The organism is Streptomyces sp. C (assembly GCF_000158895.1).
GTDB classification, from domain to species: domain Bacteria; phylum Actinomycetota; class Actinomycetes; order Streptomycetales; family Streptomycetaceae; genus Streptomyces; species Streptomyces racemochromogenes.
The window spans coordinates 512,708-530,025 of the sequence record NZ_GG657751.1 but is presented as its reverse complement, the minus strand read 5'-3'; the positions used below and the strand labels follow the sequence as shown (position 1 = coordinate 530,025).

General features: G+C 68.4%; 12 protein-coding genes. 4 read left to right on the top strand and 8 right to left on the bottom strand.

Going from position 1 to position 17,318, the window contains the following annotated elements; translation table 11 throughout:
- Positions 1–143: 143 nt before the first annotated feature.
- A complete protein-coding gene (locus tag SSNG_RS35755) occupies positions 144–1,796 on the bottom strand; it encodes a DUF2637 domain-containing protein (RefSeq protein WP_007268870.1) in 1,653 nt (550 codons plus the stop codon).
- A gap of 191 nt (positions 1,797–1,987) precedes the next feature.
- On the bottom strand, positions 1,988–2,287 hold the full coding sequence (locus tag SSNG_RS35750) for a hypothetical protein (protein WP_007268869.1): 300 nt from the start codon (positions 2,285–2,287) through the stop codon (positions 1,988–1,990).
- 194 nt (positions 2,288–2,481) lie between these two features.
- Here SSNG_RS35750 and SSNG_RS35745 point away from each other — a divergent pair, with 194 nt between their 5' ends.
- A complete protein-coding gene (locus SSNG_RS35745; protein WP_042804838.1) occupies positions 2,482–2,784 on the top strand; it encodes a hypothetical protein in 303 nt (100 codons plus the stop codon).
- A gap of 515 nt (positions 2,785–3,299) precedes the next feature.
- Here SSNG_RS35745 and SSNG_RS35740 read toward each other — a convergent pair.
- From SSNG_RS35740 to SSNG_RS35730, 4 genes are all read right to left on the bottom strand, one after another.
- Positions 3,300–3,752, bottom strand: coding sequence for a DUF6188 family protein (locus SSNG_RS35740; RefSeq protein WP_129593429.1), 453 nt, complete (start codon positions 3,750–3,752; stop codon positions 3,300–3,302).
- Positions 3,753–3,959: 207 nt separating this feature from the next.
- A complete protein-coding gene (locus SSNG_RS35735) occupies positions 3,960–4,382 on the bottom strand; it encodes a hypothetical protein (RefSeq protein WP_007268866.1) in 423 nt (140 codons plus the stop codon).
- A 205-nt stretch (positions 4,383–4,587) separates the two neighbouring features.
- Complete coding sequence (locus SSNG_RS41500; protein ID WP_007268865.1) at positions 4,588–5,391, bottom strand: DUF6193 family natural product biosynthesis protein; 804 nt, start codon at positions 5,389–5,391, stop codon at positions 4,588–4,590.
- 146 nt (positions 5,392–5,537) lie between these two features.
- Positions 5,538–9,740 (bottom strand): polymorphic toxin-type HINT domain-containing protein, encoded by a 4,203-nt coding sequence (locus tag SSNG_RS35730; protein WP_165365094.1) that lies wholly within the window; start codon positions 9,738–9,740, stop codon positions 5,538–5,540.
- 594 nt (positions 9,741–10,334) lie between these two features.
- On the opposite strand from SSNG_RS35730, the gene SSNG_RS38480 reads away from it, so the two are divergent.
- Positions 10,335–12,575: a ricin-type beta-trefoil lectin domain protein gene (locus SSNG_RS38480; protein ID WP_165365093.1), complete on the top strand. Its 2,241-nt coding sequence runs from the start codon at positions 10,335–10,337 to the stop codon at positions 12,573–12,575.
- Positions 12,576–13,603: 1,028 nt separating this feature from the next.
- Here SSNG_RS38480 and SSNG_RS38475 read toward each other — a convergent pair.
- Both SSNG_RS38475 and SSNG_RS35705 read right to left on the bottom strand, forming a co-directional pair.
- Positions 13,604–13,963: a hypothetical protein gene (locus SSNG_RS38475; protein ID WP_007268861.1), complete on the bottom strand. Its 360-nt coding sequence runs from the start codon at positions 13,961–13,963 to the stop codon at positions 13,604–13,606.
- Positions 13,964–14,139: 176 nt separating this feature from the next.
- Positions 14,140–14,730, bottom strand: a complete 591-nt coding sequence (locus SSNG_RS35705; RefSeq protein WP_050780063.1) for a hypothetical protein — start codon at positions 14,728–14,730, stop codon at positions 14,140–14,142.
- A 290-nt stretch (positions 14,731–15,020) separates the two neighbouring features.
- On the opposite strand from SSNG_RS35705, the gene SSNG_RS35700 reads away from it, so the two are divergent.
- Positions 15,021–15,986, top strand: coding sequence for a NucA/NucB deoxyribonuclease domain-containing protein (locus SSNG_RS35700; RefSeq protein ID WP_128637636.1), 966 nt, complete (start codon positions 15,021–15,023; stop codon positions 15,984–15,986).
- Positions 15,986–16,513 carry a hypothetical protein gene (locus tag SSNG_RS41495; RefSeq protein ID WP_007268858.1) on the top strand — a complete coding sequence of 176 codons (528 nt, stop codon included), beginning with the start codon at positions 15,986–15,988 and terminating at the stop codon, positions 16,511–16,513. The genes SSNG_RS35700 and SSNG_RS41495 overlap by 1 nt, the downstream gene beginning before the upstream one ends.
- Positions 16,514–17,318: the final 805 nt, after the last annotated feature.

The following is a 17,318-nucleotide window of genomic DNA, read 5'->3' as shown; positions in this document are numbered from 1 at the left end:
TCGGTCACCGGACCGGTCACGGGCGGGTCCGGTCATCGGTCACCGGATCGGTCACGCGTCGATCGGTCACTGCCGGACAGCTGCGCCGGCCGACTCGTGACGGTGACCGGTGACCGGTCACCGAGCCTGAAGCGGAATGCCGGTCAGCTGCTGCCGACGGAGCGGAGGTGCGCCCGGCCCTGCTGCCGACGCTGCTCCTCCAGGTGCTTCCGCGCATCGATCACGCGGCGCTGACCGGTCTTCGGGGAGACCCCCAGCCGTCGGGCAACCTCGGCTCCGGACAGCTTCGTCCCGGTGCCCTCGGCCTCGGCGAGCCAGGCAGCGACCTGCTCGATTTCGTTGCGGATCGGTTCCGCCTCGGTCGGCTCCTCGTCGGTCTGCTGCCGCGGCAGCCGCGCGGTCGCCTCACCCGACGCGGTCACCTCGGCGACCCAGTCCTGCCCGTCCGCACCTGCTGGCGCCGCGAGGACGGGCTGCTCGAAGGTACGGCCCGAGGGGGAGACCGGGCCGGGTTCGGCCACCAAGGCCGTCGACGCGGGCACCGCTGCGGCCGGAAGTGGTGCGGCCTCGACCGGGGACTCTGCCAGGCTCGCCGACTCCCCGAAGAACGGGTGCGGCGCCCCCGGGCTGAAGGACTGCTCCTCATACGCCGGAGCCGCGAAGGTCAGCTCGTCGGCCGCCGGAGCCTCAACAGCCGGACCGGCTGCCTCGGGTGCGGCTGCCACGAGCTCGGACGCCTGGAGCTCGGCGAGTACCGGCTCCAGGAGGGCGTCGGGCAGGATGCCGCCGGTGTCCTGGTCGGTCAGGCCGTAGTCCCGTGCGAGGAACGCCGCGAACTGCTCCGCGGACGGAACTGCGCCGTACTGCGTGACGAAGTCCCGCCCGGCCTGGGCCAGGTCGACGAGGACGGGTTCGGGAACCTCATCCCAGGCCTCGGGAGTCGCTTCCACGGCCTCAGCCGGAGGTTCCGCTTCCGGGCCGGGGGCGTTCTCGACGAGGGGCTGTGCGGCCGGAACCAGTTCGGGAACCTCGGCTGCTGCGATCAGCTCCGGCGCAGCAACCGGCTCGGGCAGGGGCATGGGTGCCGGCTCGGGCTCGGGGCGCGAGAGCAGGACCGGGCTCAGACCGGCTGCGGTCAGCCCTGCGGAGGCTGTCTGCGCGAGGGGGACACCAATCCGGGCCAGCCGCAGCGGCATCAGCGCCTCCACCGGCGCCTTGCGCCGCCAGCTGCGGCCGTACCGGGTCTGGAGCCGCGCCTGGTAGATCAGCCGGTCCTGCTCCATACCCACGGCCTGCTCGTAGTTGCGCAGCTCCCACAGCTTCATCCGGCGCCACAGCTTGAACGTCGGGATCGGGGAGAGCAGCCAGCGCGTGATGCGGACGCCCTCCATGTGCCGGTCGGCGGTGATGTCCGCGATGCGGCCGACGGCGTGCCGGGCCGCCTCCACCGTGACCACGAAGAGCACGGGGATGACCGCGTGCATGCCCACGCCGAGCGGGTCCGGCCACGCGGCCGCGCCGTTGAAGGCGATCGTCGCCGCAGTGAGCAGCCACGCGGTCTGGCGCAGGAGGGGAAACGGGATACGGATCCAGGTCAGCAGGAGGTCGAGGGCCAGGAGCACGCAGATGCCGGCGTCGATGCCGATCGGGAACACCAGGGAGAAGTCGCCGAAGCCCTTCTTCAGCGCGAGCGCGCGCACCGCGGCGTACGAGCCGGCGAAGCCGATGGCCGCGATGACCACGGCTCCGGCGACCACGAAACCGATGAGTGTCCGGTGCGTACGAGTCAGCTGCATCGCGGCAGTCGCTCTTCTTCCCTCTGGCATGCGGTTCTCTGTTCGTTGATCACGTTCTCACGCTGTCTACCTGGACGCATCGGCTTTACCGGACCGGTCGGTGTGGGGGAGCTATTACAGGCGTAATAGCTCCCCCACACCCGTGTCCTCCGGTCGTGCCGCGCGAGCGGTCAGCCCGCCCGCCGGGTGGGTCAGGTGCGGGCAGGGGCCTGGAGGAGGAGCGCGTACTCGCCCCGGGTGATGTCGCTGGTGATCTCCGGCATCGCGGTGAGGAGGTCGCGGATTAGCGCGTCGGCCTCGTCGGTCCAGTCGAGAATTTCGACGGCGTACCGCTGGGCAATGGCAAGGCGGGCGGCGCCGGTCATGATGTGGCGGGCGCGACTGTCGTTGAGGCGCCGGACGGCGTAGGCAAGGCCTCCGCTGACACGGGTGTCGGCTCTGGCGTGGCGGAGAGCTTCATCCAGTTGGGTGGGGTGGGTACGCTCGGGCATGGCTGTCCGTCCTGTTCGCGCAGGTGGATGGCTGACCCCGGCCTCATGGCGTTCGCGCGCCGGCCGGGGTCTTGTCATTGAGCACGGACCCGAGTGGGCCGCATCACCACGTTAGACCCTAGGGTCTAAACCATGCAAGACCCTAGGGTCTAACCTGGTGCGCGGCCGCACTCCCTATGCAGGAAGGGATGCGGATGGCGGATCAACCCGAGGAGGTGCAGAGGCTGGTGGAGGCGATCCAGGCCCTGGAGGCCATCAAGGACGACGTCGAGGCGGCGCGCGCGGCCACCGCCATACTGGACGCGTGGCCCAACTACCACGCGCAGCTTCGGGAGCTCCGTCAGCGCCGCGTGCTCGCCCTCCGGGCCCAAGGGAAGACGTGGGCGCAGATCGCCGATGAAGCGCTCGGGGGCGTGCACCCGACCCGGGCGCAGCAGATCGCCACAGGCAAACGCGGCAGCAAGCGACCCAAGACCGACGAGGAGCCCGCCCAATAGCCCGCGCACGACGGAGCCCCCTTCCTGACGGACCGGGGGCTCCGCCAGAACGCAACGGCATGCCCCGCCAAGCTCGGATCGCTGTCCACGCGTCCGCCCCGGACCAAGGAGGCCACAGGGAGCAAACCGAGAGGCGGCTCGCGCCGCCACAGCCTGCCTGGGCTGGGCTGGGCTGGGCTGGGCTGGGCTGGGCTGGGCTGGGCTGGGCATGGTGGCGCGGGGACCCGCCCGGCCATGAACTGAAGCAGGCCTCTTCCTCCGGCTATCGCGGAGGAAGAGGTGTCGTCGTGGCAATGGGGCTTGCCCACCAGGCCTGAACAGGCACAACGCTCAAGATCGCAAAAGTGGGGGTCACACCCCCGGTCACACCTCCGGTGCAACCCCTAGTGCACCCCTACCTGCAACCCTCCAGCCCCCTCCCGGCACAACTGTCGCGGAACTGTGCCTCGCAGCGATAGTTGTCACTTCGCAGAGGTAGTTGTCACCTGTCCCGTCGCAGCGTAAGTGGCGGATTCTCAGCGCTTCGCAGCCTGACCTTGCGGATTCTCACTTGTTCCAGAGCGGGACCAAACGGCAAGGTCTCCGCCGGGCAACGAGATGAAACGCCATCCTCGTGGTTCTGTGACCTGCCAGGCTTCGAACGATGCGTCGGCCGAACACGTCAGATGCATGCCGCTGTCGAACACCATCCGCAGGACGCCGGACTTGAACACAACCGCGGACAGGACCTTCGCCCCGAACAGAGGAAGAGCCGCAGCCACGTCCTGGGACTCAGGCGTCAGAGGCAGGCCAGGACTGGTGTGGAGTGGCCCTGTCGAGAGCCGAGCTGGTGCTTCCAGCACGACTTCCCACCCTGCGTCCAGGACGAGGGTCAGCCGAAAGTCGATGCTGATCCTGACGACACTCAGGCCTCGGAGGTTCAGGATCCAGCGGTCCTCGTGCTCGACCGGTTCCACTTCAGTGCTCATCACCACACCATGGTCCACTCCGTCACAGACACCAAGGGATTTTGCTCCTCCTCGGCATCACCCTCTGCCGAGCCGTCGATGGTCACTGCCTCTGGATGTTCCGCAGAAGCCAGCTTCGCTGAGAACGCGAGGAGAGGCGTTCGCGACCATCCTGGCAAACCGGCAGCTCAGAGCAAGATCAACGGACAACTGCAGTGCGACGGGACATCACCGAGTGGCTCTTCGGAAGCCGCCACGCATGGTGATGATCTCCTCGGCGGTCGTGTCCTTGCTCTTGTCACGCCGGTGGGCCAGGAGCGCGACCTGGAGTGGGAAGGACGTTCCGGGTTTGGTTCGAAGGGCGTATCCCACCTTTCGGTGAATGTAGGTCGCTTCGACCGCCAGGGGTTCGAGGTATCGGGCTGCCTCGTGCTCGTCCGGAACGCTGAGGAAGCGGTCCGCCATCTCGAGGACCCCGGCGGTGACCGTGGGGTTCTCGGATGGTGCGATGTAGACGCTGACTTTCCGGCGATAGGCGCCGGGGGTGTCCCGCACGTTCTCGAATGCCTGGTGCCGTTGCTCGGCTTCCTGATCGAGAATCTTGGCCAGTGTTGAGGTGGCGGCATGGGGTCGTGCTTCAGGCCAGGTCATGAGGATCAGCGTGGCGACCGTCCGCAGGTCGGTGAAGTACTGGGCCGTGGGGACGAGCCAGCCAACGCGAAGATGATCGTGGCCAACGCCTCGCGGTCACTTGCTCGGCGCCGACCGCCGCCCTCAGGTCATGCGAAGTCCGTTGGCGACACCACCCGGCGGAACCAATCGTCCCGCTGTCTCTCCAGTTCTGGGGCGGCGAACGCTACATCCGGTCCGGTTTGGTGTGCCGTTCGGACTGGTCGTTGGCGTGACTCTCGCGCGCTTTGCGTCGAGCAGCATGAATGACTTCAACGGCTGGACCGCACCCTGCCGGCAACCCCGCCACCACGAGTCTGACTGCTTCTTCGGCCGAAGAGACAGTGGGTCTGGGAATCTGAGGGTCATGCAGGCTGATGACCGTCCAGCATCCGCCTGCCGCGGGGAAGATACTGGGAATATCGCTTCCGGGAGCCGAAATCGTGCGGCGGCGGAACTGCAAAGAGCCATGAGCGGGCATGGGAAACAGCGCCCGCAGCTCCGGTGTCACATATGCCGCTTCCACCATTTTCTGATCAATCAGCTCTGGAGAAAGTTTGCGGATCACCCCCCATTCGAATTCCACCCCGGCCCCTTGATCATGCGCCAACGCCTTGGGCGAGAAATTCAGGAAACCCCAGTTCGAACTCATTTCAGCTAGAGGCATTCCCGACTGCCAGGCCTGGGCGATCTCCACTGCAATTTTCAGAGAGGTCGTGGATCCGCTTCCCGCAACCCCGATCAAAGGCATGCTGATCGTAAGCATGACGTCCCGAGACTCCGGCCGCATATCGATTCGAATATCGCCGAATTCCGTCTTGACTGCAGCGGCGAAGCGCACCGACAGCCCCTGCCGCGGATGCGCCTCGACGAGGCCGGGAAGCAGAATTCCCAGGCGGTGAGATATCACCCGAAGTGCGGCCACTAGGCTTCCATTCTCGGATGCCAGCTCCGGATACAGGACCGGATCGGGCCTCGTTCCATCGCTCATTAGGCTACCCTCCACCCTCACATAAAATAGATCTACATCATATCCACCCGGAGGCCCGGTGCACCACAACCCATAACCCGGGCTTCACGGAAAGGGGTTGGGCTCTGCGCTTTCACGCGAGCCCAACCCTGCCAGACAACTAGCTTCTACCGGAACTCCTTGAACGGATCCTCTATGTCGACACGCTTCCCTTCCCAGTAGAACTTAACACTGTCCCAGCTCCTCTCAGATACCGACCCGGGCGTCAACTGCCTCATAATAACGCCCAGCTCCCAGGCTGTCCCATTTCCGCGCGACGCCTGCTCTTCCCAATTTTTCCCGGCAAGTGCGCGTGCCCGCGCCCAGGTGGCTTGGAAAGCAGCTTCCGCATTCGGGAACTCTTTCAGGTCGTTATCCAAAAGATGATCGAGCGAGAATGCGATCTTCACCGACGGGTTACCGGCTGCGTCTTCCACCGCTTCCATCCACAGCGGTCGGCTCGTGGGATCGCCCGGGTTTCTCGAATTTCCCCAATTTTCCCTGTTGTTGAACGTATACCACGACCCACCCCCCTCCTGGCCATTCAGGATGTCGCGCAGGCCGTTTCCACCTAGGCCTTCGTTCACGCCCAAGACCACTTGGTCGCCGCAGTTCACCAGGCCGTTCGCGTTGTGCACGAGAACCGGCGTGCGGCCGGCCAACACGTAGTACGTGTGTAGGTCGGCCACAGTGAGGTTGTAAGCGGGCTGCAGGCCCTTCCAGTGGCTCACCTTACCGATCTGCACCGCCGTACCGACCGGGGTTCGCAGGGCGTCGCCCGTCCTCAGGTCGGCGGCGTCGACCCAGCGCTTGCGGTTTTCCACCCAGTACGGGTGGTGGTCGGTCGAGGTGACAGCTTCTGCTGTGGCACCGCGCAGTTCGATCTCTGTGAAGTCGCGGTCGTCAGGTGTGTAGATGGTTGCCTGGACAACGCGCGCACCAGTGGTCCCGGTGGCCGGATCGGTCGCCCGGACCAGATCGCCTGCTCTGATGTGCTCGATGGGTTTTGTCGAGCCATTGCCCATGAGGACGCGGGTTCCAGCGGGGAAGCTGTTCGGACCGCAGCCCGGTGCTCTCCTGAAGACTTTGTACAGCGCTTCGAGGACCGCGTCGCCGTCGATTCCGAATTTCGCGAGCCATCGGCCCGCCTTCATCGCAGTTGCGCCGTATCCGGCAAGTGGTATCGCCGAGACACATGCGAGACCGGCGTCCAGGAATGCCCGGTCTGTGTCTCCCCATTGCGGAAAGTACTTGTAGATGTTGCCTTCGACGGCATAGGTTGCGCAGTTCGCGGCGTCGATAGGTTCTCCCACTCCAGGTATGACGCCCAAGGCGTCCATTAGCAGATGGATCTGGTCCATCCTGCTCATGGCCGGGAGTTCCTTCTTGCCCCCTGGCACCAGCCACTGCAGCAGCCCGTACAGGGCCGCACCTGCCGAGTTCTTGCGGGCGGCTGCCTCGGCTACGGCCTGCTCCTGCAGACGGCGCTGGACATCTGCCTTGACGCGGTCGGCGGCGTAGCGGTGGAGTGCTTCGCGGTATTTGGCTTCGACGGTGGCGTGGCTTTCACCGGCCTTGTCGGCGGACTGGCGGGCCTGTTCGGCGGCTTGGTAGGCGCTGGCGGCGTATCCGCGTGCGGCGTTGGCGCTTGCCTGCGCGCGGGTTGCCGAGGCGGTGGCCGAGTCCGCGCTGGCGCGTGCCTGACCTTCGGCCTTGCGGGCGGTGGCTGCGGACGCGGCTGCCTTGTCGGCGGAGGTGCGAGCCCGGTCTGCGGAGGCCTTGGCGTCGTTGGCGTATCCGCCGGCCTGTCGGGCGTAGTTGTCTGCCGTCTGCGCGTGGCCGCGGGCTTCGTCGGCGTGGCCTTGAGCGTCCGAGGCGGCCTTGGCGGCGTGGAAGGCGTCCTCGAAGGCTCGCGCGGCGACCTCGCTGGAGGATGCGATGAGGCCTTGGACCTGCTCCACGTGGGTGGCGGTGAGCAGATCGCGGCGCTTGGCTCGGTGTTGGCCGGACTCGATGAAGGTGACCAGGTGGGTGTTGGGGCTGGCGAGGGCGGCCTCGGCGGCTGCCTTGAGTTCGAGGCCCCCTCCCTCGGCCATGCGTGCCGCTTCGACGCGGTAGTCCTCGACGCGGGCCTGGTACTGGGTCTTGGTGAGGAAGGTGTCCAGGGCCTGCGGGTCCGGGTCGTGGAGTGCTGCCTGGCCCGCTTCCTTGACACCCCTGCCGCCGGCTTCCGCGATCCGGGAGACCTGGATCCGGTTGTCTTCGGCTGCGGCCTGGTACTGGCCCTTGGTCAGGAACTGGTGGACGGACACCTGGTCCTTCGCCAGGGCGGCCTTCGCCTCAATGCGGACCCTCTCCTGCGGGGCGGTGCGGGCGAAAGCGTCGACTGCTTCGCGTTCGTCCTGGTCTTCGGCGAGCTTCCAGCCGACGCGGGCGTAGAGGACGACGGCGCCGTCGTCGCCGGTCAGGGCCGCCTCCGCGGCAGACTTGCTCCACGGGCCGCGGACCTGCAACGCCAGGAGGGCCATCTTCCGGCCGGTGCCAGCGATCTGGGTAGGCTGCGCGTCGGGCTTGGCGGCTTCGGCGGCCAGGGTGCCGAGGTCGGTGTTGAGCTTGACCGCGTCCTGGAGCTTCCTCTGTGCGGTCGCCTGGGCCGCGTCTGCTGATTCCTTGATGTCCTTGGCCTCGTTGACCAGCAGCTTGGTGCGTGTGGCGGCCTCTTCGGCCGCGTTCTTGCGGGCCGTGTCCTGAACTTCCTTGGCCTTGGCGACCGCTGCGCCAGCCGCCTGCGCGGCGGTCATGGCCTCGCCGGCGTTGATCTTGGCCTGGTTCGCGGCGGCCTGGGAATCGTTGGCGTGGTCAGCTGCCTTGCGCGCGGCTTGCGCCGCCTTGAGGGCGTGGGCTGCCGCCGAACGTGCCGCGTCCCGGGCCTGAGCTGCCGCGAGGGCGGCGTCGTTGGCGTAGGCCTCGGCGGCGCCCGCCGCCCTCCTGGCCTCGGCTGCGTGCCGGCGTGCCGAGGCGGCGGCTGCTTTGGCCTGGGTTTCGTGGACGCCGGCCTGGCTGGCCCAGTTCGCGGAGTCCTCCGAGTACTGGGCGCTGTCGTTCATGGCGTCGATCGACCCGCGCACCGCCTGCATGCTGAGCTTCAGGGCTTCGAGGGTGACACGGGCGGCCTCGGCGGAGTCGGCCATCTTCGAGGCGAGCTTCGAGACGATCTCGGCTTCGTTGGCGACGCCCTCGTAGACCTTGCCCGATGCCGCTGCGTCCCAGGCCTTGCTGGAGGCTCGGGACGCCTGCAGCGCTGCGTAGGCGGCGTTCTGAGCGGCCAACGCGGCTGTCTGTGCGGCAGCGTTCGCGGCACGGGCGGCGGAGATCGCGGCCTTGGCTGCGTCCGCGGCGCGGCGCGAGGACTCGGCCGCGCGGCGGGCCGCGTCGGCGGCCTTCACCGCGTCGTTCTTCGCCGCCTGGGTCTCGGCGGCGGCCTTGGCCGCTTCCTTCTTCGCGAGGTCCGAGGCCGTCTTGGCCTTCTTGACGTTCTCCTCGGCGCTCAGCTTGGCCTTCTCCGACGCTGCTGCGGCATCGGAGGTCTGCTTGGCCAGCTCGCTGATGGTGGCGTGTTCCTGGTCCTGGGCGCGGGAGACGTGCTGTCCGTAGAGGAGGAATTCTCGGATGTCGTCGATGGAGCCGGCCAGGGCTTGGGCGGCGGCGCGCTTGGTGGAGGGGCCGCCTTCCGCCTCGATCTGCGCCACACGGACGCGCGCGTCGTCGTCACGCTGCTTGTACTGGCCCTCGGTGAGGAAGGCACGGATGTCGTCGATGGAGCCGCGCATGGCGGCGTCCCCGACCTCATGGACACCGGTACCGCCTGCCTCGATGGCGCGAGCGGCTTCGACGCGTTGGTCCTCGGCGAGTGGAGCTTTCCAGCCCTCCTTCATGAAGGTTCTCAGCTGGTCTGGAGTGCCGTTGAGTGCGGTCTGCGCGGCCTCGCGCAGAGCTGGACCGCCATCGGTCACCAGGGTGATTGCGGCCTCGCGTCGGTCCAGGTCCTCGGCGATCTCCTGACCTTTGTTCAGGAACTCACGGACCTGGTCGTCGTTGCCTGAGAGGGCGGCGCCCGCGGCGGCCTTGACAGCCTCTCCCCCGGATCTATAACTCTGCAGGACACGCTCGCGTTCGGACAGTTGAGGCGGAGCTGGTTCCTCTGCGGCGACGGGCGCCGCAGAAACGAGTCCCGCCAGAAGGGCGAGCGGCAGGAGTCCACGACTGGCCCTCCCGGCCAGTACGTACCCCCGCCGCCACACCCGAGCCTGACGGCCTGTGTGGTGACCCACGAAATGATCCCTCTTGGTGTGTGTGGTCTGCCGTGCACGGGCAGGCCGCCGCCAAGGAAGGCGACGGTGGCGTCATTGCTTCCTGCCCGTGTGCACGTACGGGTTCCGGCGCCCTCCTTGTGATTCGGCTTCCCCAGGCCGGAGGGCGGTGGTCCCCGCCCGGACCGTCCGAACGGTCCGGTGCAGCTGTTGGCCGGTCTGGCCCTTTCGGGGCCTCGACCGGCTGATGGCAACGACATGGCCGGTGGACGTCTGTCTCGCGGCCCATAGGTGGTTCGCGCCTGCGTGGAGCAGTCGAGCAAGGCCCGGAACAGGCGCTAGGCGTCGTTCAAATCATGGCTCAGCGTAGCCATGCATTCGATTCAATGCCCAGATCATCGATTGTTCCTGTACGAGGGATGGCCGGAATCTCAAGCGAATGCGCTGATCAGGACAGGTTTTCAGTCAGGGGTGTGGACTTGCCTGCGACTGGGTACCGTTCGATCTGGCCCCCAGGCAATCATGACTGTCCGCAACGTCGCGGTGCAGTCCCCTCAGTTCAGCCCATCCTCGCGTTCCAAACGCGAGGACAGCCTGGAAGGCTTGAATCACGTCGTGCGTATTCGCAGATGGCTGCCCACAGCCGCATTTGCCGCCGTCATCGCGGCCACCACAGGAGCGCCGCCACCGCCGGCGTTCGCCGACCCGGTGCCGCCTGCCAACGCCGGTGCTCCCTTCGCGGTCGAGGACGGCGCCTACCCGTTCCGCTCCGACGTGCTCGCGGCCACCGGGGCGGATCTGGTTGCCGGAGACGGCGGCATTATGCACACCTCCTGTACCAGCCCGCACCAGATCATGCTCTGGGCACGGAACCTCAAGTCCGACGAGTCCCGGATCTGCTTCAAGGCGGCCAACACCGGCTACCTCGCGCTCAACGTCTCGCGCGCTTACCGCATCGAGACGCAGGGCCGCGATCTGAACGCGCAGATCACCGTCAACGGCGCGACTTCCAGCATCTCCGTACCCAAGGACACGTCCAAGGGGTTTGGCGAGGCCAGTCCAACAGACCCCCAGCAGGCCACACTCCTGGAGATGCGGGTCACCGGCTCGTCTACAGCCCCCGCGCAGCCTTCCGGGGACCAGACGTACGCCTTCGCGGGAAAGCTCGCCATCGGGGACAACAAGCGATTCTGCACCGCCACCCTGGTGGATCCGCGCTGGGTCCTCGCGGCGAAGAGCTGCTTCGCCGACAAGCCTGCCGAGAACAACACTGTCGCGGCCGGCGCTCCGAAGGAGAAGACGACCGTCACCATCGGCCGCACCGACCTGGCCACCGCCGGTCACACCACCGACATCGTCGATCTCGTGCCCCACCCCGACCGCGACCTCGTGCTCGCGCGCCTGAGCCAGCCCGCCTTCAGCGTCACGCCTGTCGCTGTATCAGCCACCGCGCCCACGGCCACCGAAGACATCACTGCCGTCGGCTTCGGCCGCACGAAGACCGAGTGGGCCCCCAGCAAACTGCACGCCGCCGTCTTCTCCACGGGTCCCGTCGCGGCCACCAGCTACGACCTCGCGCCCAAGACCCCCGCGGACGCCACCCTCTGCAAGGGCGACGCCGGTGCTCCCGCCCTGCGGACCGAGAACGGCAGGCCGGCCTTGGTGGGCCTGATCAGCCGCGCGTGGCAGAGCTCCTGCCTCGATACCGCCCCCACCGACAAGACTGGTGCCTACGCCACCCGCACCGACGGCCTCACCTCTTGGATCGCCTCCGCCAAGCCGCGCCCCGTCAGCCTCAAGGGAGGCGAAACCCTCGCCCCGGGCCAGATGCTCGCCTCCGAGGAGGCCCAGCTGGTCATGCAGACCGACGGCAACCTCGTCCTCTACCACGTCACCGGCGGGGACGGTAAGGGCGGCGCCCTATGGCAGTCCGGCACCTCCGGCAACCCCGGTGCGTTCGCCAGGATGCAGTCCGACGGAAACTTCGTCGTCTACAAGAAGGGCACCGTCGGCAACGACCCCTCCGGCGCCCTGTGGGCCTCTGGCACCTACCAGAACACCGACGCCCGCCTGGACCTGCAGTCCGACGCCAACCTCGTCGTCTACACCAAGAACGGCGGCCACGGCCTCGGCGGCGCCCTCTGGTACAGCGACACCATTTCCCGCGGCAACAAGCTCACCTCCGGCGCCAAGCTGATGCCCGGCTCCTGGCTCTCCACCGGTGACAAGGTCCTCATCATGGACATCCAAGGCGACATCCTGCTCCGCGAACGCGGCACCAACCGCACCCTGTGGAGCAAGATCACCTCCAACCCGTACGCCTACCTCCACATGCAGGCCGACAGCAACCTCGTCCTCTACAAGCAGGGCACCAACACCGGTGCCCTGTGGGCCTCGAACACCGTCGGCGGAACCGGCTCCTACGCCACCCTCGAAGACAACGGCAGCCTTGTCGTCCGCTGGTCCACCGGTGGTGAGCGCTGGATATCCAGCAGCCTCCAAGGCGAACAGTCCAGCCGCTGCCTCGACAGCGATAACGGAACCAGCGCAACTATCTGGGACTGCTGGGGCGGCGTCAGCCAGCAGTGGGACCACACCCCCGCCAAGGAACTGCGCGTCAACGGCAACAAGTGCCTCACCGCCGACACCGGAGCCAACCAGGGCGCCAAGGTCACCACCACCACTTGCGACGGCCGCGCCGAGCAGAAGTGGAACGTCAACTCCGACAAGACCATCACTGCCGCTCTCAACCCGGGCCAGTGCATGAACGTCAACGGCCAGGCAACCGCCAACGGATCCACCCTCGGCCTGTGGGGTTGCAATGGCGGCGCCAACACCAAGTGGAAGCGCCCGTAACACCAGATCCGACGCCGGGGCCGGCCCTCACTCACCACGTTGTTAGTGGGCTGGCCCCGCGCCCTGGCTGCCCCAGGAAGTGCCGATGGCGTGGTCGTCCCACCAGGGGCTCGCAGCCACACCGCCGTCCGCCGCGGGCCAACCCCGTGCGGTTCGACCGCCCCTGAAGCGATCGGGCCTGACTGGCCCTCGGCACGGAGCTATGCCGACCTCCGTCACAGGGGTAGTGGTCAACCGCAGCCGGGGACCTAGCACGCCTCCGGGCATCCGGGATCCTGCAACCTGCCGCCCATGCGGAACATGGAAGAGGACAGGATCGCCGGTTCCTGGCGCGGGCAGGGTGAGGGCCACTTCGCCGGGTACGGAGGGGCCCTTGCCCGGGTTGGGGGCGACTCAGTGCGGGTGGCGGCATGCCTGCTGGCGGCCCGGTCCGTGCAGTAGATGCCGCCCTCGATGTGGTCCTGCGGCGCCTGGCCGGCGGCCGGGCCGTGGTCGGGGAACCAGCCCCTCGGGATGACACCGCCACAATCGTGCCGTACACACCCGCACTCCGCGTCCGCGCTGGAGTGCAGCACCGCATGGTGGGCCACTCCCCCGAAGCTGGCCGCCATCCCCCGCAGACCGGCGGGCCAGACCAGCTCCACCAACAGCCCGCCGGTCCCCGGCCGCTCCCGGGCGGCGATCCGCAGGGAGCCCAGCACCGCCAGCGACCGCGGCCCGGCCCCGCGCAGCACCAGCACCCCCGCCAGCAGGCCGACAGGGGACGGTCAGCTTCGCGACTGCGCGCAGCCATGCCACCACCGCGGCCTGGTCGAACACCGCCCCCGCACCGGAGCCTTGTGCCAGGACCGGGAAGCCGGGCAGGGTACGGCGCCAGCTTGCCACCGTCGCACGGCTGACCCCGGCGATCCGGGCGGCCTGCGCCACGAGACCGTGTCCGTCCCGGGGACGACGGGGGGCACGGCGGCGAGGAGGGAGCGGCGGCCGGGGGCGGTACGGCGGACCGCCCGCCAGGCCCGCCGCCTGAGTCAGGCCGGCTCGCAGCCGGACGGGGGATCTTGCCACTGCAGGTGCCCAAGCGCCGCGATGCGCAGCGCGAGGGAGCGGCCGGCGTCGGGGTGAGCGGCGAATCCCGCGCACACCGCTGACGGCTGCGTGCTGCGGTCGGGGCCGCTCTCGTGGCAGACGATGTGGCCTTCGTCGGCGAGGCAGTCGCGGACGAGGGCGGCCAGTTGTCCGGGGGCGAGGTTGCCGCGGTTGCCGGGGCGGAAGTCGCAGGTCGCGCAGCGGTCGGAAATCACCCGGATTCGGCCGGCGGCCGTGTCCGTCACCGGCGCCGTACCCGTCGTCACCGTGCGCCGCGGACGCGCGGGCTCGGGAAGGAACATCGGCGACCTCCAGCTGGTCTTGCACGGGGCGGGCTCGACCACCGTATTGAAGAGGCGGGCGGCTGTCGCGGGAATGCCGGAACGTGACGGCGGCGAACCCGCCGCTTGGCCGGAAACGTCCCGCAACGGCCTGCCCGGGGCCCCGACCGTCCGGGAGAGGGCGGGCCGCTCGCGGTTCAGTCCGTCATGTGGCGGGCGAAGCGCTCGTGTGCCGACTGCCGGCTACAGCCCAGGGCCGTACCGACCGCCTCCCACGTGACCATCGCCTCGCGGGCCGCGCGCACTACGTCGACCGCCAGAGCCGGCGCGGTGTCCTGCAGGCGGGCCACCGCGCGCAGCGCCGTCACCGGCTGGGTGCGGGAGAGTTCGGTGATCCGGGCGTGGAGGGTGGTCAGCATCTGCTCGATATCGCGGGGGATCAGGCCCTCGACGGTGGTGACGTGGTAGTCCCAGTCGGCGAACGGCCCTGTACGCGTGTCCTCGCCCTCGGTGGCCTGGACATCCCCCCACACCACCGGATGCGTCTTACTGGCGCGCCATCCGCAGCCGCACGCGCTCTTCACCGCCACCGCGCGTTCGGAGACCGTGCCGTCGCTGTCCCACCACGCGGTACTCCCGCCCAGCGCCTCCACCGGTGGCGCCTCCCCGCCGTCCGCCAGCACCGCGAGCACCGAGCCCTCGTGACGGCCTGTCTCGTCCACCCACACGACGACCCCACACCCTTCACCCACCGACACTGTCAGGGATTCCTGACGTACAGCCAGCATGTCAGGAATCCCTGACGAAAGCAGCCGACTCCTTCTCACCCATCGATCGTCACGGCGGCCAGCACAGCGAGTACCAGAAGGCGTTGCCCGCTCACAGCACGCGGCAGACCGTCCAGCGGGTCACACCCACCACCACAAAGTCGAGAGCCGACCGGGTGACACCACCAGCGACGCTCGTCGCGCGGGAGGAGTTGAGAGCTACAACTCGACGTGGCAGGCGGCGCCCTCCCCACCGCGGCGACCGGCACTGTCCTGTCCATTTGCCCGGCCTCGCAGCGAAGGATTCCCCCATGCCCTGGAGTACCCGCCTCGCTTTGACAGGCAGCCTGCTCTCCGGGTTCCTCCTCTCCCAAACCGCACCCGCACCGAACAGCCCGCCGGCCGCGAACGTCGTCCTGACCCTGCGTGCGGGAACAACGTGTCTGCCCGGGCCGAACCTGATCGAGCGGTTCAGGGCATGCGCCCAGTCCGAGGCCACCCTCACCATCCGGGAGAGGCAGAAGGTAGTGGGCCGCGCGGTCTTAGACATGACCCAGCAGTACGAGCTGGCGGCGACGAAGCCCGAGTTCGGCGAGAAGGTGACGTTCAAGGTGAAACGGGTCGAAGGTCGGGCCCAAGGCGCGCGGATCACGCTGGCCGCCGCGTGTGCGGGCAGCTGCAAGACCGTGGTCAAGGTGCCGGTGCTGACGGTGTCAGCCGGGAACGAGTCGGTGGGCAGCGTGACGCACACCGACTCCACGACCAAACGCAATACGGCCACCGTCTCCTACACCGCTACCGTGACAGCGGCCGCAGCCACACCGGGCGCCACGACGTGGAAGTCCCCGGTCATCCGCTGCGACAAGGAGATCGGCTCCCAGGCGGGATGCGTGATCCCAAACGCCATCCCGGCACTGAAGACGATGGCCGACCTTCCCGAGATCGCCGCAAACATCCGCAAGGTCATGGACGGCGGCCCCCACCACTACGGCGACCGGACCCGCGGCAGCGCCCTGACCCGCTCCACCGACCCGAACAACGAACGCGACAACCGCAACGCCGCCTGCCCCGCCTCCAGGAAACGGCCCGCGGGCAAGTCCTGCGACGAGTACCCCTTCGCCCGGACCAACCAGGGCGCGGCCAAGTCCGAGCGCAGGGACTGGGGCTGGGCCTGGGTGCCGGTCTCCGAGCAACGTCAGCAGGGCGGCCGGGTATCGGCGTTCTACCAGACCCAGCGGGTCCTGGATGGCGACAGGTTCTGGGTGGAGGTCCCCTGATGCCCCAATCCCGCGACATCACCGCCACCGCGCCCATGTGGGCCAGCGACGGCCAGTACTACCTCCACGGCAGCGAATTCGACCCCACCGGGTTCAGCTACACCGGCTTCAACGGACTCCTCGCCCCCCTGACCCCAGGCGCCAGCATCAGCACCCCCGGCACGTTCGCCATCATCCTGACCGGAACCGAGACCGGACCCCTCACCGTCACCCTCGAACTGCGCACCACCGCCCCACCCCCGCCCGCCCTCGACCTGTGGGACGAGATCGTCGAGGCCAGCCTGCACCTGCCCGACGGCGACGCCTTCCTCATCGACGCCCACGACCACACACCCTTCCCCTCCCTGGCCGCCTACACCGGCTCCCCCTGCCGGATCCGCGCCCACGCCCGCGGCCGCGACAAAGCCCACAGCATCGGCATCGTCCAAACACCCGTAGAAGAACACCTCATCCAGATCTGGCCCGCCCCAGCCACCGGCATCACCGAACACAAACTCACCGACCACGTCGGCACCCTCAGCCACTGACCACCCACCAGCACCCATGACCCCGTCCAGCCACCTCCCAGCCCCGGCACACCCACCCAGGCCGGCTCATGATGCCGTCGAGTGCTGTGGGCACCACAGCACTCAGCCCGCCGCCTGAAGAGCCTCCTCCCCCGCCTTCCGCAACCTCCAGGTGCAGGACACTGCAGCCGCGGTGAAGCGCGTAGGGTGCTGCCGAGCAGGGCGCAGCCCCTGCGGGCCGGAGAAGGAATCGTGGCGGGCATGGTCACTACCCGGACCTGGCACCCGTCATGAGTGCACGGGACCGGCGACTGCGGGTGCTGGAGGTCGGGAACTCCCGGGCCCGGCTCGTCGTCGAACACGACCTCGGCGGCACTGGCGGGAGGACAACCCACGCCAGCCTGCTCCGCCTCACCTCCCGCGCCTTCGAACTCATCGACGACACCATCGACGAAGACCCCAACTACCTCACCGTCCTGGCGGCCATCTCCGAAGTCCACCGCCCCGACGCCTCCCCCGCCGACTACACCCGCGCCCCCCCTCCGCGCCCTGGGCACCCCTTCCTCGTAGCCGCGCGCGGCAACCGGGACCGGCCCCGTGCCCGCAGCCACGACGTCGGCGGCTCGGCCAGCGTCGGCACGGCGTCTGGGCGCGCGGGTGGCATCAGCCGTGTCCAGGCACTTGGGGCAGGCTTCAGTCACTTGCTCGTTTGCGCAGGTCAACCCCGGCCGCCCTGCTGCTCCCGCTCCGAGAGCTCCTCCACCCTGCAGCCGCGCCTGCCGCACCCAGCCTCTCCCCGCGTCCGGGCACCAGTACCGTCACGGGG

Excerpts from the sequence above, each read along its gene's own strand:
- SSNG_RS35755 (WP_007268870.1), bottom strand. The coding sequence starts at position 1,796 with ATGCAGCTGACTCGTACGCACCGGACACTCATCGGTTTCGTGGTCGCC.
- SSNG_RS35750 (WP_007268869.1), bottom strand. The coding sequence starts at position 2,287 with ATGCCCGAGCGTACCCACCCCACCCAACTGGATGAAGCTCTCCGCCAC.
- SSNG_RS35745 (WP_042804838.1), top strand. The coding sequence starts at position 2,482 with ATGGCGGATCAACCCGAGGAGGTGCAGAGGCTGGTGGAGGCGATCCAG.
- SSNG_RS35740 (WP_129593429.1), bottom strand. The coding sequence starts at position 3,752 with ATGAGCACTGAAGTGGAACCGGTCGAGCACGAGGACCGCTGGATCCTG.
- SSNG_RS35735 (WP_007268866.1), bottom strand. The coding sequence starts at position 4,382 with ATGACCTGGCCTGAAGCACGACCCCATGCCGCCACCTCAACACTGGCC.
- SSNG_RS41500 (WP_007268865.1), bottom strand. The coding sequence starts at position 5,391 with ATGAGCGATGGAACGAGGCCCGATCCGGTCCTGTATCCGGAGCTGGCA.
- SSNG_RS38475 (WP_007268861.1), bottom strand. The coding sequence starts at position 13,963 with ATGTTCCTTCCCGAGCCCGCGCGTCCGCGGCGCACGGTGACGACGGGT.
- SSNG_RS35705 (WP_050780063.1), bottom strand. The coding sequence starts at position 14,730 with ATGCTGGCTGTACGTCAGGAATCCCTGACAGTGTCGGTGGGTGAAGGG.
- SSNG_RS35700 (WP_128637636.1), top strand. The coding sequence starts at position 15,021 with ATGCCCTGGAGTACCCGCCTCGCTTTGACAGGCAGCCTGCTCTCCGGG.
- SSNG_RS41495 (WP_007268858.1), top strand. The coding sequence starts at position 15,986 with ATGCCCCAATCCCGCGACATCACCGCCACCGCGCCCATGTGGGCCAGC.